Genomic DNA, 16,998 nt, shown 5'->3' with positions numbered 1-16,998 from the left:
TTTATATGCAGTGAAACCAGGCTTCACGTGTAGCATTCGCTTCACTGCCGATGTAGGACCACTGGTAGAAAACAGTTGGTGCATCGTTCCACTCAGTGCTGTATTTGGTGAAAGCGAGGGCAAGAAAATGTATGTATGGGTAGTTGAAGACGATAAAGTCTACAAACGAGAAGTAACGGTCAATGCTCCTACTGGAGAAGCACAGGCTCTAATTTCACAAGGATTGAAACCTGGTGAAAAAATTGTGATTGCCGGTGTATATCAACTGGTAGAAGGAGAAAAAGTTAAAATATTGGAGAACTAAAAATGGATGAATGAACTGTACTTGTAAAGCACTTCTGTTCATTATCTATTCTCAACCATCAATTTTTCATTAATTATTGTCCATTATCAATTATCCATTAAGAAAATGAACTTAGCCAAATATTCATTAGATAATACGAAGATCATTTATTTTTTTCTTGCCGTATTGCTTATCGGAGGTATTTTCTCCTTCGGAAAACTCGGAAAGAAAGAAGATGCACCCTTCGTTATTAAATCAGCGGTCATCATGACGCGCTATCCGGGAGCCGAACCGGCAGAAGTAGAACGGCTGATCACCGAACCTATCTCTCGAGAGATACAAAGTATGAGTGGAGTGTACAAGATTAAATCAGAATCGATGTACGGTCTTTCTAAAATTACATTTGAACTACAACCTTCACTTGCCGCAAGCTCCATTCCACAAAAATGGGACGAACTGCGTCGTAAAGTACTTAATATCCAACCACAACTTCCTGCAGGTGCCTCAACTCCGACAGTTTCGGACGACTTCGGAGATGTATTCGGCATTTATTACGGACTAACGTCAGATGACGGATTTTCTTACGAAGAAATGCGTAATTGGGCAGAACGAATTAAAACCCAAGTTGTCACAGCTGACGGAGTGATGAAAGTTGCTTTATTCGGAGTACAAACAGAAGTAATAAATATCTTTATTTCGACCAATAAACTCGTAGGTATGGGTATTGATCCAAAACAGCTTGCCAGTCTGCTGCAATCACAGAACCAGATTATTAACACCGGTGAGATACGGGCAGGCGAACAACAGCTACGAGTAACTGCCAACGGTATGTATGCCACTGTAGACGATATCCGTAACCAAGTCATTACGACCAAAGCAGGACAGGTAAAATTAGGAGATATCGCTGTTATTGAAAAAGGTTATCTCGATCCGCCATCCAATATCATGCATGTAAATGGGAAACGGGCAATTGGGATCGGTGTATCTACCGACCCACAACGAGATGTAGTGCAAACAGGTGAAAATGTAAAAGTAAAACTGAACAAGCTGTTACCTCTAATGCCTTTAGGATTGGAATTACAAAGTCTCTATCTGGAAAATGAAATCGCCAATGAAGCAAATAATGGTTTCATCATCAATCTGATAGAATCAATTTTAATCGTTATTGTCATTATTATGTTTGTAATGGGGCTCCGTGCAGGAATTCTTATCGGTTCTTCACTGATTTTCTCCATCGGAGGTACTTTGCTCATCATGTCTTTCTTTGGAGTAGGATTAAATCGTACTTCATTAGCAGGATTCATCATTGCCATGGGAATGTTGGTGGATAATGCCATTGTGGTAACTGATAACGCACAAATTGCTATCGCTCGTGGTGTAAACCGTCGGAAAGCACTTATTGATGGAGCTACGGGACCTCAATGGGGATTACTCGGAGCAACATTCATTGCTATTTGTTCGTTCTTACCACTTTATCTGGCTCCTTCTGCCGTAGCAGAAATTGTAAAGCCTTTATTTGTGGTACTAGCCATTTCACTGGGATTGAGTTGGGTACTAGCCTTGACTCAAACAACCGTCTTTGGTAACTTTATCTTAAAGGCGAAAAAAGATGGGGATGGAAAAGATCCATATGACAAACCTTTCTATCATAAGTTTGGATCTATTCTGGGAGTACTGATACGTAAAAAGGCACTGACGCTCAGTGCTATGGTAGTTCTCTTCATTGTATCATTAACTATTATGGGAATGATGCCACAAAACTTCTTCCCTTCCTTGGACAAACCTTATTTCCGGGCTGATGTATTTTATCCGGACGGCTACAACATTAATGATGTAGTGAAAGAGATGAAAAAAGTGGAAGAACACTTGAAGAAACAACCGGAAGTGAAAACCGTCTCCATTACATTTGGCAGTACACCACTTCGGTATTATCTGGCTTCTACATCAGTAGGTCCTAAACCGAACTTTGCTAATATACTCATAGAATTGACTGACAGCAAATACACTAAGGAGTACGAAAAAGATTTTGATGAATATATGAGAGCCAATTATCCGAATGCCATCACACGTACAAGCCTTTTCAAATTATCTCCTGCTGTAGATGCTGCAATTGAAATTGGTTTCATCGGTCCGAATACAGATACATTGATAGCTCTTACCAACCAAGCATTGGAAATAATGCATCAGAATCCGGACTTGATTAATATTCGCAATTCGTGGGGAAACAAGATTCCGGTTTGGAAGCCTGTATATAGTCCTGAACGGGCACAACCGCTTGGCGTATCTCGACAAGGAATGGCACAAAGCATCCAAATCGGTACTACCGGTATGACTTTGGGAGAATATCGTCAAGGTGACCAAGTGCTTCCCATTTTACTGAAGGATAACACAGTAGATGCTTTCCAAATCAACGATTTGCGTACGCTGCCTGTGTTCGGAGCTGGAAATGAAACGACGAGTCTTGAACAAGTAGTATCTGATTTTGATTTTCAATTTCGCTTCTCAAACGTGAAGGATTATAATCGGCAGATGGTAATGATGGCTCAATGTGATCCACGTCGTGGAATAAATGCGATTACGGCTTTTAACCAGGTATGGTCGCAGGTACAGAATGAGATCAAAATACCGGAGGGATATACAATGAAGTATTTCGGAGAACAGGAAAGTCAAGTGGAATCAAATGAGGCATTGGCTAAAAACCTGCCATTAACATTCTTCCTGATGTTCGTGACACTGTTATTCCTGTTCAGAACATACCGCAAGCCGATAGTTATTCTATTAATGTTACCGTTGATTTTTATCGGCATCGTACTTGGATTGATTGTACTTGGCAAATCATTTGATTTTTTCTCCATACTTGGTCTTCTGGGGTTGATTGGTATGAATATCAAAAATGCCATTGTATTGGTTGAGCAGATTGATTTGGAAGCGGCAACAGGAAAAAAGCCGCTGGACGCTGTCATTAGTGCAACAACCAGCCGTATCATCCCGGTAGCAATGGCTTCAGGAACAACCATTCTGGGTATGTTACCTCTATTGTTTGATGCCATGTTTGGTGGTATGGCAGCTACAATTATGGGAGGATTGTTGGTAGCTTCTGCATTAACACTTTTTGTTCTTCCAGTAGCTTACTGTGCCATTCAACGGATCAAAGGATGAGAATCATAAATTGTAAAACGTAAAATTGCAAATTAAGAATATGAAAATTCAACTCATAACGCTATTTCTACTAACCCTCGGTTTCGACGTGGTAGCACAACAACCGTATCTAAGCCGCGAAGCTTATCGGGATAAAGTAGAAGCTTACAGCCAACTACTGAAACAGCAAAAACTAAAAACAATGGCAAGTAGCGAGGCCAGAAAAATAGCTCATACCGGTTTCCTTCCGAAAATAGACCTTAGTGCAGACGGAACGCTAAACATGAGTGATCTAAGTGCCTGGAACGAGCCATTGGGAGAATACCGCAATCATACTTATCAAGGAGTATTCATTGTCTCACAACCTATATATACAGGTGGTGCACTGAATGCCCAACATAAGATTGCGAAAGCGGACGAGAAACTGGACCAACTCAACGAAGAGCTGACTTTAGACCAGATACATTACCAGAGTGATGCAGTCTACTGGAATGCCTCTGCCTCGAAAGCCATGCTTCAAGCTGCTGACAAATATCAAAGTATAATCAAACAACAATACGATATTATACAGGATCGTTTCGACAACGGAAAGATTAGCCGTATAGACTTGTTAATGATTTCTACCCGGTTGAAAGAAGCGGAATTGCAATATATCAAAGCTCGTCAGAACTATACGTTAGCACTGCAGAAACTAAATATTCTGATGGGTGAAGAACCTAATACTCCGGTGGATAGTTTATATTCTATCAGTATACCCTCCGAACCTGTAAAAGTCCTATCTCTGGGAGATGTATTACAGCAACGTGCAGACTATGCCAGTACAGAAGTAAATATAATGAAGAGTCAGGCACAACGTAAAGCTGCTCTCAGTCAATTCAATCCACAACTAAATATGTATTTCAGTGGTGGATGGGCAACGGGAACACCTAATCTGGGCTATGATGTTTCATTCAACCCCATTGTGGGTGTCAATCTGAATATTCCTATTTTCCGTTGGGGTGCCCGATTTAAGACGAACCGCCAGCAGAAAGCATATATTAATATGCAGAGACTACAGCAAAGTTATGTGGAAGATAACATTAGCGAAGAGTTATCCGGTTCTTTGACCAAACTAAAAGAAACGGAAGAACAAGTGAAGACTGCTAATGAAAATATGAAGTTAGCCAATGAGAATTTGGAAATTGTTTCCTTTTCCTATAATGAAGGAAAATCAAATATGGTGGATGTACTCTCTGCTCAATTATCATGGACACAGGCACAAACCAACGTGATCAACGCATATCTGGCAGAAAAGATGGCAATTGCAGAATACAGAAAAGTGACTAGCGAATAATAGTTATCACAAAAATATATAACAGGGGGCACAGAGTTTCTTTACTTGAAGAAAACAAGGAAGATTCCGTGCCCACAAACTATTATTTACACTAAATTAAATCAAGCTAAAAAAGAGATCAGCACTCCCGCAGCAACAGCCGAACCGATTACTCCAGAAATATTACTTGCCATACAGTATTGTAATACATGATTCTTCGGATCATATTTCAAAGCAATCTCGTTGGCTACACGACTAGCCATTGGAACTGCACTTAATCCGGTAGCTCCAATCAGCGGATTAATTTTCTTCTTTGAGAATAAGTTCACTGCTTTCACAAACAGAATACCGCCCGCAATGGAAAGAGCAAATGCAAGGAAACCGCCAATCACAATACCAATAGTCGTCCAATTCAAGAAAGCTTCTGTTGTCATCGTCGCTCCTACAGATAACCCCAAGAAGATGGTAGCAGCATTCATGATACTATTAGAAGCCGCATCAAACAAACGGAAGGTGTTACTTCCAATTTCTTTCACCAGATTACCGAACATTAACATACCAATCAAAGGCACTGCACTCGGAACGAAAAGTGCAACAACGGTTGTAACTACAATCGGGAAAATAATCTTCAGTACACGTAAATTCTTTATCTCGGTAGTAGACGGATATTTCTTTTCCTGTTCTTTCATGTTGATACTTAACTCTTTCTTAGAACAAAGCAGTTTCACTACTAATGGGATAATAACCGGAACAAGTGCCATATAAGAATATGCTGCAATCGCAATAGGGCCTAACAAGTGAGGAGCCAGTTTGATTGTTGTAAAAATAGCAGTCGGACCATCCGCACCGCCAATAATACCCAATGAAGCTGCTTCTTTCGGAGTGAATCCCATCAAGATAGCTACCAACAGCACAGTAAAGATCCCCACCTGCGCGGCAGCACCGAAAATAGAAAGACGGATGTTACGCAACATCGGTCCAAAATCCGTCAAAGCACCGACACCCATAAAGATGATCGGAGGAAGGAAACCGGTTTTAATCAACATATAGTAGATAAAGTTCATCAACCCCAATTCGTGGGCTATATCATGCAAAGGCATTTCCCAGATGTTCTTCCAAACTCCGTTCACCATCACCATTCCGTTTTCGTCAGCCTGAATGACTCCCATGTCTCCACCGGGAAAGTTTGCAAGCAATACTCCGAAAGCGATAGGAACCAACAGCAATGGTTCGTACTGTTTCTTTATACCCAGATAAAGGAGGACGAACGCTATGGCATACATTATCAGAAACTGCGGTTCAGCAATAATATTGCTGAATGCAGTCATGTCATATAAGTTTTCAAATATTTCGTTCATTACCCAATCTTCATTAATACATCATCTTCTGAAACAGTATCTCCCGGATTAGCACAGATAGCAGTTACCGTACCACTAAATTCTGCACGGATAGCATTATAAGTCTTCATCGCCTCAACATAACATATCACATCTCCTTCTTTCACAGCATCACCGACCTTAAGTGCGGTTTCCTGTGTATTCTTCACCAGGAAGAATTTACCTTCCAATGGAGAGAGCACATCTTTTCCTTCTCCTGTCGGAGCTGCTGCAGCTGTCGGAGTAGCAGAAAGTTCAATATCACCATAAGCCACTGTCACACGATATGCTTGTCCGTCTACCTGTACAGTCAATGTCTTTGGTTTAGCATCCTCCTGTGGAGATTTATCTTTCTCGGCACGACGTTTTGCTACATCTTCCAAGAAATCTTCTTTAGCCTTACCACTTCTATAGGCTTCATACTGAGCTGGGTGCATCGCATATTCAAAGAGCTCTTCGTCATCCTGTCCCGTTTCCCATTTGTTTTCCTTCATCATTTTACAGAACTTATCAAGAGCATCAGGATAATTATCCTGAGGATTCCCCTCAAAGAATTTACGTCCTTCCCGCTCTGCTTTTTCGATGATTTCAGGAGCCAATTTACCCGGTAGGCGCCCCGCTTTGCCTAAGAGCATATCCCAGATATCATCAGCGATCATGCCCCAACGTTCCTTACCTTTTTCCATTGCCATAACGTTCATCATGGCAAGGTTCTTTACATATTGACTGAACGGAGTCACCAACGGAGGATAACCGACACGTGGCCATACATAAGCAACTTCATTGAACAGTTTGATAAGAAGTTGGTCCTGAGTCATAAACGGCAGATTGTGTTTTGCCTTATATTTATTGATAGATTCCAAATTTGATTCCAAGTCCGCCATCAAACTACCCATCATACCGCCCGGAAGTCCGGGGCCAATCAAGAGCGAGTTCATCAAACGATTCTTCGGACTGATATATAACCCAAGGAAATCGTCCATAAACTCCTGAATCATGGCACGCACTTTCATATAAGCTTCCATATTAATTTCAGGTACCTGAAATCCGGCATCTTTCAACATCGCTTGTACACTGAGGAGATCAGCATGACCAGTTCCCCAAGAAAGAGGTTCCATGCCTACATCAATATAATCGCAGCCTGCTTCGCATACTTCAAGAATACTTGCCATATTGAAGCCGGGTCCCGCATGGCTATGATACTGGATAGGTATTTCAGGATGAGCAGTCTTAATATTTGCCACGATCTTTCCTAATGAAACAGGGCGACCAATACCGGCCATATCCTTAATACAAATCTCATCCGCTCCTAATTTAATAAGCTCCAACGCCATGTTGGTATAGTACTCTACCGTATGAATAGGCGAATGAGTGATACAAAGAGAACATTGTGAAATCATACCAGCCTCCTTGGCATAAGTGATAGACGGAGCAATGTTACGAACATCATTCAGTCCACAGAATGTACGAGTAATATCTGTACCTTGTGCTTTCTTTACCTTATAGAATAATTTACGGACATCAGCTGGAACAGGACTCATACGAAGTCCATTCAATGCGCGGTCGAGCATATGTGTTTGTATACCGGCTTCATGGAACGGTTTTGTCCACTCGCGCACGGCTTTATTGGGGTTTTCTCCAAACAATAAATTGACTTGTTCAAAACCTCCACCATTTGTTTCCACTCGGGCAAAACATCCCATTTCAATGATGGCAGGTGCAACCTTTACAAGTTGGTCTACGCGAGGTACATATTTTCCGGCAGATTGCCACATATCTCGAAAAACCAAACTAAACTTTACTTCTCTTTTCATGTTTTTCAGTGCTTATACTTTAATGATTCATTTATAATTTTTCTACCTTAGTGACTTTTCCTTTACCTTGTGTCACTACATTTACAGCAGCTGTAATAGCAGCTAAAATATTACCCGGAATAGGTGCAGGACCTCTCTGTGCTTCCCTATTTACAGGAGCCACTTCTTCGGGAGCATATTTATTGACCAAGGAAATAAGTAATTTACCTAAATAAATCACAATCAGCAGAATAACAAATACTGTAGCCATTCCGACTACCATCAGCAGGATCGCTGTTTCGATATTTTCCATATAATAAACTATTAGTTATTTAAGTCGTGATGCTCTAAAAGCGTCCGAAATTACCAATAATTTATTATAAAATAAAATAAGGGAGGGATAAAAAAGTATAAATCGTAAGTGAAGGTTTACTACAGATTATACAGATTTGCATCGGTTTCAATAGAATAAACAGGCATTTCAAACCTTCAATCCATGCAAATCCGTATAACCTCCAGTGGGCTTAAAACTCGCTCGTGAAATGAAATTTAATATGTTTAAAGTCCATTTGAGCCATTTGAAGTACATAGCCGGAGTCGGCCAGGAATACATCTCGTCCCTCCCTATCTTTCGCCATATACTGATATTTACGTTTCTTAAAAGCTTCCAGTTCTTCGAGATCGTCGCTCTCTACCCAACAAGCCTTATAAAGACTTACCGGCTCCCAACGACAGGAAGCATTATATTCATTCAACAGACGATACTGAATTACTTCGAACTGCAACTGCCCTACCGTACCAATAATCTTACGACCATTAAATTGATTGACAAATAACTGAGCTACACCTTCGTCCATTAATTGATCAATACCTTTTGCCAATTGCTTCTGTTTCATTGGATCGGCATTTTCAATATACTTGAACATTTCCGGTGAAAAACTCGGCAATCCGCGGAAATGAAGCATTTCTCCTTCTGTCAATGTATCACCAATTTTAAAGGTACCATTATCCGGCAAACCGATAATATCCCCTGCATAAGCTTCATCAACTGTTGTTTTCCGCTGTGCCATAAACTGTGTAGGCGAAGAAAAACGCATCGTCTTACCATGACGGACGTGTAAATAAGGTGCATTACGCACAAATTTACCGGAACAAACCTTACAGAAAGCTACACAAGAACGATGATTCGGATCAATATTGGCAGTAATCTTAAATATAAATCCGGTGAACTTTGATTCGTCCGGCTCCACTTCACGTTCTTCCGCTTGCACTGGACGGGGACTCGGAGCAATCTCTACAAAACAATTCAACAATTCCTGAACACCAAAGTTATTCAAAGCAGAACCAAAAAATACCGGAGCACAATCTCCCGCCAAATATGACTCTACATCCAGTTCCGGATAAACTCCTTCTATCAGTTCTAAATCACCACGTAGCTTATCTGCTAACTGCTTTCCGATTTGATTATCCAATTCTTCCGTATGAATATCAACTTCTACCTTTTCCGTCACAACTTGTTTGGAAGGTTGATACAGGTTCAATTGTTGCTCATAGATATTATAAACGCCTTTGAAGCGAGGACCTTGTTCAATTGGCCAAGACAAAGGACGTACCTGGATTTGTAGCTCTTCCTCCAATTCATCCAGCAAATCAAACGGATCTTTACCCTCGCGGTCCATTTTATTCACAAAGATAATAACCGGTGTATTGCGCATACGACATACTTCCATCAATTTACGAGTCTGTGTTTCAACACCTTTCGCTCCATCCACTACAATGATAACACTATCTACAGCAGTCAATGTCCGGTAAGTATCTTCAGCGAAGTCTTGGTGACCCGGAGTATCGAGAATATTAATTTTGTAATCCCGATAGTCAAATTCCATCACGGAAGTTGTCACCGAAATACCACGCTGCTTCTCGATCTCCATCCAGTCGGAAGTAGCCGTTTTCTTAATTTTATTACTCTTTACAGCACCTGCTACCTGGATTTGACCTCCAAAAAGCAATAACTTTTCCGTCAATGAAGTCTTACCTGCATCCGGGTGTGCAATAATGGCGAACGTACGCCTTCTCTGAATTTCTGTATTATCTGCCATATTATAATTTTTCCAAGCATCGTTCCAAACTCTCTTCCCAATGAGGAATCTCGATACCGAATGTCGTTTTTATTTTTGTTTTATCAAGTACTGAATAAGCCGGGCGGTTCGCTTTTGCAGGATATTCAGCTGTGTGCAAAGGTCTTACTTTGCATGAGGTTATTCCTGCCAGACGATGGATTGCCACCGTAAAATCATACCATGAACAAACACCTTCATTGCTGAAATGATAAATTCCGGGAACTATACCTTTATTTATAATAGAATAAATAACCTGAGCCAAATCGTTGGCATAAGTAGGAGTTCCTATCTGATCAAAAACCACACCCAGATTGTCGCGTTCCTTCCCCAGACGGAGCATTGTTTTCACGAAATTATTACCAAAGGTTGAATAAAGCCATGCAGTACGGATTACTACTGCTTGCTTGCAGTTATTTATCACTTCATACTCTCCTGCCAGTTTGGTAGTACCATATACGGAGTCCGGACAAGGTTCACAATCTTCTGTATAAGGAGTATGAGCTGTGCCATCGAAAACATAGTCTGTGGAAACCTGGATCATTGCCGCTCCATGGAATTGCGCAGCACGAGCCAATTCTTTGGGTGCTTCACAATTCAATTGGCGTGCCAGTTCAGGATTATCTTCCGCTTTGTCTACTGCTGTGTAAGCAGCACAATTAACAATAAGCTCAATTTGTTTTTCGGCAATATAAGCCCAAATTGCATCTTTATTACAAATATCAAGTTCCTCTACGTCTGTGAAATAATACGTATGTTGCATATTTTCCTTTGCAAGTACCTGCATTTCGTTACCAAGTTGTCCATTGGCACCGGTCACTAAAATTCTCATTTATTCTTCTAATTTTAATTCACCTTTTTGTTCCTTATCATAATAATTCGCCAACATCGAGAGAAAGCTACTGATAGCTTCTATGGCTTTTGCCGTTCCCTCGCTGATCTCTTTTTTCTGCAAACGGAGCAATAACACACCGTACAATGCTTCAAAACAAGTTTCCAGTTCAGAATCTTCTTTCTTTCCGTTCTTGTTACGCAATTCTACGATAAATGGTAATGCTTTAAAATATGCTGCACTATAAAAAGGGAATTTAGGAGAAGAGGTCAAAGCATTATGCAGTTCTGTCAATTTAATGATGACATTTTTATTTATTTGTAGATGTCCAGTCTCACGAACTCCTTCCTCACTCATCATCGTAATCAGGTTCTCATACCATTCACGCATGACCGGTCGTTGTTCTTCAGGATAACGTACAATCACATTGGCCTCTAATTCATCCATTGAACAATGATTGGCCCGGACCAGGTCCTCTTCTTGCCACATATATATAAGGTATTCGGCAATATTCTTTTCTTTAAGCTGTTGTGCTATCTGATTCATAATCTTCTATATTAGTAAATAGACTCACCCAATAATGTATAAATCAGCCCTGCTACTGACACCAACATCACAATGCTGCCAATCACGCGGTTAAGTATCCAGATACCACGCAAATTAAACCGAGTACGCACTTTATTCACAAAAAAGGTAATTCCGAACCACCAAACCAAGGCCCCCAATGCAATAGCGAAATACCCTGTAATTTCTTCGAACACCAACACTCCCGGCTGCACGAAAGCAAAACGGGCAAATAGTCCGATAAACAGGAAGATAATCAATGGGTTAGAAAGAGTTACAAAGAAGGCAGTTATGAAATTATGGAAATAGGAACCTTTATTGGACGAAGCCGGACGAATAGACTGTACCGGATTGCTACGAAAGGTATAAATACCGAAAAGCAGCAGCATTATGCTACCAAATAATTGCAAATAAAAAATATTTTTATTGATATAGTCAAATACAAAGCTCATGCCATAACCTGTCAGCAAAGCATAAGCAATATCACTCAAAGAGGCTCCCAAACCTGTTACGAATCCGTACCATCGTCCTTTATTTAGCGTTCTCTGAATACATAAAACCCCCACCGGGCCAAGTGGTGCGGACACAACAACGCCAATAATAAAGCCTTTAACTAATATATCGAATATTGTTTCTATCTGAATCATGCCGCAAATATCGCACTTTTTTATGAGACAGGGATAGGATATTAACGTTTTTTCCATACAATGCTAAATAGTTTCTCTGTAAATGTTGATGGATTTATTCTGATTTAAGGCAGTTACATCAAAAAATTATACCTACCTTTACTCGAAAATTCAAATAATACGATAACATACATATCAGAATCCTAAAGAAAAGATTAACATGATAAAAGAAAAGATTGACTTCTCAATAGTCCCTCACCAGTATTCAATGTGCCTTAACTCCAAATGTCCCAAAGCTAGCACTTGCCTGAGGCAGTTAGCTGAACAAAGCGCAACGGAAGATTTACAATATTGGAGCATTATCAATCCTAAACGCCTTGCGACATTGAAAAGTGAATGTCCTTATTATCGTTCCAACACAAAAGTACGTTACGCCAAAGGCTTTATAGGTATTTTAGAGAATTTACCCCACAAACAGATACAAGCTATTGTTCCATATCTGATGGGAGCTTTCGGACGCAGGACTTACTACCGCGTCCGTAAAGGAGAACGTTTGTTATCGGAGTCCGAACAACAAATGATACGAAATATCTTCAAACGGCACGGGATGAACGATGTTTTGGAGTTTGATGCATATATAGATGATTACGACTGGTAATGAGAGAGAGATAAACGGATGTTTTAATACACACAGCTCATAACAGTAATAGATGAGTTTGTGCCACCATATTGGCACACTAATTTCATCATATTGGCACAGTTGTGACATCAAGGTGGCACATACATGCCAATAGTGTGGCACAAACTTAAGAAATAAATAGATAGAACTAAAACATAAGAGAGTAGTACCTTACACAAAAGGAAAGCACTCTCTATAAACTGATAAGTCAGATACTCAAGTATGTCTCTCATTCTTTGATTTATGGACAAGTTGAATGCTAATACTGTGAGTCATATTAATAAGGTATAAGAATTTATTCCTCCTTTTTTTTCTTACCACCAACGAAATTGATTATCTTTGCAGGCAAGAAAAAGAGAAGAAGTCACACTAGTGACTTTAATCGTAACTCAGTAAATTGTAAAATCGTAAATATACAACATGATTCTTTTTTTCAGAACCCCTTCCAAGAGCGTGATTGCCGTAGAGAGCAATCATCAGCTTACCCCGGACGAAAGTAATAAACTCTGCTGGCTTTTTGGAGAAGCCGTGACGGAAAGTGAAGAAAACCTGAAAGGCTGTTTCGTTGGTCCACGCCGCGAAATGATTACCCCCTGGAGTACAAACGCGGTAGAAATCACCCAAAACATGGGACTTGAAGGCATCAGCCGTATCGAGGAATATTTTCCTGTAAAAGACGAAAATGCCGACCACGACCCTATGCTTCAACGTATGTACAAAGGTTTGGATCAGAATGTCTTCACTACCAATCGCCAACCGGAGCCTATCATTTACATCGAAGACCTCGAAACTTACAATGAAAAAGAAGGTCTTGCTCTCTCAAAAGATGAAATGGACTACTTGAAAAAAGTAGAAAATGATCTCGGGCGTAAACTGACCGACTCTGAAGTTTTCGGTTTCGCACAGATCAACTCCGAACACTGCCGTCACAAAATCTTTGGTGGTACATTTATCATTGACGGTGTAGAGCAAGAATCCTCGTTGTTCCAGATGATTAAAAAGACAACACAGGAAAATCCGAATAAAATCATATCTGCATACAAAGACAATGTAGCCTTCGCCGAAGGTCCGATTGTGGAACAATTTGCTCCGGCAGACCATTCTAAACCTGATTTCTTCCAGATCAAGGATATTAAAAGTGTGATTTCCCTGAAAGCTGAAACTCATAACTTCCCTACTACCGTAGAACCGTTTAATGGCGCGTCTACAGGTACGGGTGGTGAAATCCGCGACCGTATGGGCGGTGGTAAAGGTTCATTGCCAATCGCAGGTACCGCTGTTTACATCACTTCATATCCCCGTACAGACGAAGATCGTTCTTGGGAAGAAATTCTTCCGGTTCGCAAATGGTTATACCAGACTCCGGAACAAATCCTAATCAAAGCCTCTAACGGTGCTTCCGACTTTGGAAATAAATTCGGTCAGCCGCTGATCTGCGGTTCTGTACTGACTTTCGAGCATAAAGAAAACAATGAGATCTACGGTTACGACAAAGTAATCATGCTTGCCGGAGGTGTAGGTTACGGAACACAACGTGACTGTCTGAAAGGTACACCAGAAGCAGGTAACAAAGTGGTCGTCATTGGTGGTGATAACTATCGTATCGGACTCGGTGGCGGTTCCGTATCTTCTGTAGATACCGGACGTTATAGTAGCGGTATTGAGTTGAACGCCGTACAGCGCGCAAATGCAGAAATGCAAAAACGTGCTAACAATGTAGTCCGTGCTCTTTGCGAAGAAGAAGTAAATCCTGTCGTTTCCATCCACGATCATGGCTCAGCCGGACACGTAAACTGTCTGTCCGAACTGGTAGAAGAATGTGGTGGTCTGATTGACATGAGCAAATTGCCAATTGGTGACAAAACACTGTCTGCGAAAGAGATTATTGCCAATGAAAGTCAGGAACGTATGGGCCTACTGATCAAAGAAGAAGCCATCGAACACGTACGCAAGATTGCTGAACGTGAACGCGCTCCGATGTATGTGGTGGGTGAAACAACCGGTGATCATCGTTTTGCCTTCCAGCAAGCTGACGGTGTACGTCCGTTCGATCTTGCCGTAGACCAAATGTTTGGTTCTTCACCAAAAACTTATATGATAGACAAAACCGTAGAGCGTCATTATGAAATGCCCAAATACGAATTGTCTAAACTTCATGAATATCTTACCAATGTCTTGCAACTTGAAGCAGTAGCCTGCAAGGATTGGTTGACTAATAAAGTAGACCGTTCTATCACTGGTAAAGTAGCCCGCCAACAATGTCAGGGTGAACTTCAGTTGCCATTGAGCGACTGTGGTGTCGTTGCACTTGACTATCGCGGAGAAAAGGGTATTGCAACTTCTATCGGACATGCCCCGCAAGCAGCGTTGGCTGATCCGGCAGCAGGTTCTATCCTTTCCGTATCCGAAGCTCTGACTAACTTAGTATGGGCTCCGATGGCTGAAGGTATGGATAGCATTTCCTTATCAGCTAACTGGATGTGGCCCTGCCGTTCGCAAGAAGGAGAAGATGCACGTCTGTACACTGCAGTAAAAGCATTGAGTGACTTCTGTTGTGCTTTACAAATCAACGTTCCTACTGGAAAGGATTCTTTGTCTATGACTCAAAAGTATCCTGACGGAGAAAAAGTTATTTCTCCGGGAACAGTGATCGTTTCTGCCGGCGGCGAAGTATCCGATGTGAAGAAGGTAGTATCTCCAGTACTGGTAAATAATGAAAAGACAACACTCTATCATATTGATTTCAGCTTCGACGAACTGAAACTGGGTGGTTCAGCTTTTGCCCAATCACTTGGTAAAGTGGGTGACGAAGTACCTTGCGTACAAGATGCTGAATATTTCCGCGATGCTTTCCTTGCTGTTCAGGAACTTGTAAACAAAGGATTGATTCTGTCGGGACATGATATTTCAGCTGGTGGTTTGATCACTACATTGCTCGAAATGTGTTTCTCTAATGTAGAGGGTGGTATGGAAATCAGCCTCGACAAGATGAAGGAAAAAGATATCATCAAGATTCTGTTTGCAGAAAATCCGGGTATCGTTATCCAGATCAGCGACAAGCACAAAGAAGAAGTGAAGAAGATTCTGGAAGATGCAGGCATAGGCTATTTGAAATTAGGTAAACCGACTGACGAACGTCACATCCTCGTATCTAAAGATGATGCAACTTATCAGTTTGGTATCGACTATATGCGTGATGTATGGTATTCTTCTTCTTATCTGCTCGACCGCAAACAGTCAATGAACGGTTGTGCCAAGAAACGTTTCGAAAACTATAAGATGCAGCCTGTTGAATTCGCATTTATGCCGGGCTTCAAAGGCAAACTTTCTCAATATGGCATTACTCCGGACCGTCGTACTCCAAGCGGTATCCGCGCAGCGATCATCCGCGAAAAAGGAACAAACGGTGAACGTGAAATGGCTTATTCACTTTATTTGGCTGGCTTCGACGTGAAAGATGTGACAATGACTGACTTGGTTAGTGGTCGTGAAACGCTGGAAGATGTAAACATGGTAGTTTACTGCGGTGGATTCTCTAACTCTGACGTGCTGGGTTCTGCAAAAGGATGGGCAGGCGCTTTCCTCTTCAATCCAAAAGCAAAGGAAGCATTGGATAAATATTACGCACGCGAAGACACATTATCATTAGGTGTTTGTAACGGTTGCCAGTTGATGATGGAACTAGACCTTATCAACCCTGAATATAAAAAGAAAGGTAAGATGCTACACAATGATTCTCATAAGTTTGAATCCCGCTTCTTAGGGGTCACTATCCCGACTAACCGTAGCGTAATGTTCGGTTCATTGAGTGGCAGCAAGCTAGGTATCTGGGTAGCTCATGGAGAAGGAAAGTTCTCTTTACCGTATGATGAAGATAAGTATAATGTAGTTGCTAAGTACAGCTACGACGAATATCCAAGTAACCCGAATGGTTCTGACTACTCTATTGCAGGAGTTGCCAGCGCAGACGGACGCCACTTGGCTATCATGCCACACTTGGAGCGTGCAATCTTCCCATGGCAAAACGGTTGTTATCCTGCAGATCGCAAAAACAGCGACCAGGTAACCCCATGGATAGAAGCATTTGTTAATGCTCGTAAATGGGTAGAAGAAAAAACGAAGTAAATCATTCTTTCTGTAAATTAATAAAGGCTGTTGCGCTTCGTTGAGCAACAGCCTTTATTTTTCAAAATTCCAGACTTCATGTGCCTACATTTTACAACTTAACATCTGTAAATACACAAGATATACAATTTGTCACAAAATACGGAATTTGTT

At 41.1% G+C, this 16,998-nt stretch carries 12 protein-coding genes; 5 read left to right on the top strand and 7 right to left on the bottom strand.

Annotation, left to right across the window (positions count from 1 at the left end; all coding sequences use genetic code 11):
* The 3 genes from EJF25_RS22175 to EJF25_RS22165 form a co-directional block, all read left to right on the top strand.
* The coding region (locus tag EJF25_RS22175; protein WP_502697247.1) for a permuted SH3 domain-containing protein at positions 1–304 on the top strand (304 nt) is incomplete at its 5' end.
* Between the two features lie 105 nt (positions 305–409).
* Positions 410–3,442 carry an efflux RND transporter permease subunit gene (locus EJF25_RS22170; protein WP_125042768.1) on the top strand — a complete coding sequence of 1,011 codons (3,033 nt, stop codon included), beginning with the start codon at positions 410–412 and terminating at the stop codon, positions 3,440–3,442.
* 40 nt (positions 3,443–3,482) lie between these two features.
* Positions 3,483–4,754 carry a TolC family protein gene (locus EJF25_RS22165; protein WP_200832972.1) on the top strand — a complete coding sequence of 424 codons (1,272 nt, stop codon included), beginning with the start codon at positions 3,483–3,485 and terminating at the stop codon, positions 4,752–4,754.
* Positions 4,755–4,855: 101 nt separating this feature from the next.
* On the opposite strand, the gene EJF25_RS22160 is transcribed toward EJF25_RS22165, so the two are convergent.
* The 7 genes from EJF25_RS22160 to EJF25_RS22130 form a co-directional block, all read right to left on the bottom strand.
* Positions 4,856–6,091, bottom strand: a complete 1,236-nt coding sequence (locus EJF25_RS22160; RefSeq protein ID WP_125042766.1) for a sodium ion-translocating decarboxylase subunit beta — start codon at positions 6,089–6,091, stop codon at positions 4,856–4,858.
* Positions 6,091–7,923 carry a biotin/lipoyl-containing protein gene (locus EJF25_RS22155; RefSeq protein WP_125042764.1) on the bottom strand — a complete coding sequence of 611 codons (1,833 nt, stop codon included), beginning with the start codon at positions 7,921–7,923 and terminating at the stop codon, positions 6,091–6,093. Before EJF25_RS22155 ends, EJF25_RS22160 begins: the two co-directional genes overlap by 1 nt.
* Positions 7,924–7,954: 31 nt before the next feature.
* Complete coding sequence (locus EJF25_RS22150) at positions 7,955–8,215, bottom strand: OadG family protein (protein ID WP_025074841.1); 261 nt, start codon at positions 8,213–8,215, stop codon at positions 7,955–7,957.
* Between the two features lie 211 nt (positions 8,216–8,426).
* Positions 8,427–10,001, bottom strand: a complete 1,575-nt coding sequence (locus EJF25_RS22145; RefSeq protein WP_125042762.1) for a peptide chain release factor 3 — start codon at positions 9,999–10,001, stop codon at positions 8,427–8,429.
* A 1-nt stretch (position 10,002) separates the two neighbouring features.
* Positions 10,003–10,851 carry a dTDP-4-dehydrorhamnose reductase gene (rfbD, locus tag EJF25_RS22140; RefSeq protein WP_125042760.1) on the bottom strand — a complete coding sequence of 283 codons (849 nt, stop codon included), beginning with the start codon at positions 10,849–10,851 and terminating at the stop codon, positions 10,003–10,005.
* A complete protein-coding gene (locus EJF25_RS22135; protein ID WP_125042758.1) occupies positions 10,852–11,397 on the bottom strand; it encodes a DUF4924 family protein in 546 nt (181 codons plus the stop codon).
* A gap of 11 nt (positions 11,398–11,408) precedes the next feature.
* Complete coding sequence (locus EJF25_RS22130) at positions 11,409–12,062, bottom strand: LysE family translocator (RefSeq protein WP_025074837.1); 654 nt, start codon at positions 12,060–12,062, stop codon at positions 11,409–11,411.
* Positions 12,063–12,264: 202 nt separating this feature from the next.
* Here EJF25_RS22130 and EJF25_RS22125 point away from each other — a divergent pair, with 202 nt between their 5' ends.
* Both EJF25_RS22125 and purL read left to right on the top strand, forming a co-directional pair.
* Entirely contained in the window at positions 12,265–12,699 is a 435-nt protein-coding gene (locus tag EJF25_RS22125) for a DUF6078 family protein (RefSeq protein WP_125042770.1), read from the top strand.
* 441 nt (positions 12,700–13,140) lie between these two features.
* On the top strand, positions 13,141–16,845 hold the full coding sequence (gene purL / locus EJF25_RS22115; RefSeq protein WP_125042756.1) for a phosphoribosylformylglycinamidine synthase: 3,705 nt from the start codon (positions 13,141–13,143) through the stop codon (positions 16,843–16,845).
* Positions 16,846–16,998 lie beyond the last annotated feature (153 nt).

The sequence above is a fragment of the Bacteroides faecalis genome, from assembly GCF_003865075.1.
Taxonomy (GTDB): Bacteria; Bacteroidota; Bacteroidia; order Bacteroidales; family Bacteroidaceae; genus Bacteroides; species Bacteroides faecalis.
The sequence above is the reverse complement of the archived record's forward strand: the minus strand, read 5'-3'. Positions and strand labels throughout refer to the sequence as shown.

Coding starts and splice junctions, on each gene's coding strand:
- EJF25_RS22160 (WP_125042766.1), bottom strand. CDS start 6,091: ATGAACGAAATATTTGAAAACTTATATGACATGACTGCATTCAGCAAT.
- EJF25_RS22130 (WP_025074837.1), bottom strand. CDS start 12,062: ATGATTCAGATAGAAACAATATTCGATATATTAGTTAAAGGCTTTATT.
- EJF25_RS22135 (WP_125042758.1), bottom strand. CDS start 11,397: ATGAATCAGATAGCACAACAGCTTAAAGAAAAGAATATTGCCGAATAC.
- EJF25_RS22150 (WP_025074841.1), bottom strand. CDS start 8,215: ATGGAAAATATCGAAACAGCGATCCTGCTGATGGTAGTCGGAATGGCT.
- EJF25_RS22145 (WP_125042762.1), bottom strand. CDS start 10,001: ATGGCAGATAATACAGAAATTCAGAGAAGGCGTACGTTCGCCATTATT.
- EJF25_RS22155 (WP_125042764.1), bottom strand. CDS start 7,923: ATGAAAAGAGAAGTAAAGTTTAGTTTGGTTTTTCGAGATATGTGGCAA.
- EJF25_RS22165 (WP_200832972.1), top strand. CDS start 3,483: ATGAAAATTCAACTCATAACGCTATTTCTACTAACCCTCGGTTTCGAC.
- rfbD (WP_125042760.1), bottom strand. CDS start 10,851: ATGAGAATTTTAGTGACCGGTGCCAATGGACAACTTGGTAACGAAATG.
- EJF25_RS22170 (WP_125042768.1), top strand. CDS start 410: ATGAACTTAGCCAAATATTCATTAGATAATACGAAGATCATTTATTTT.
- purL (WP_125042756.1), top strand. CDS start 13,141: ATGATTCTTTTTTTCAGAACCCCTTCCAAGAGCGTGATTGCCGTAGAG.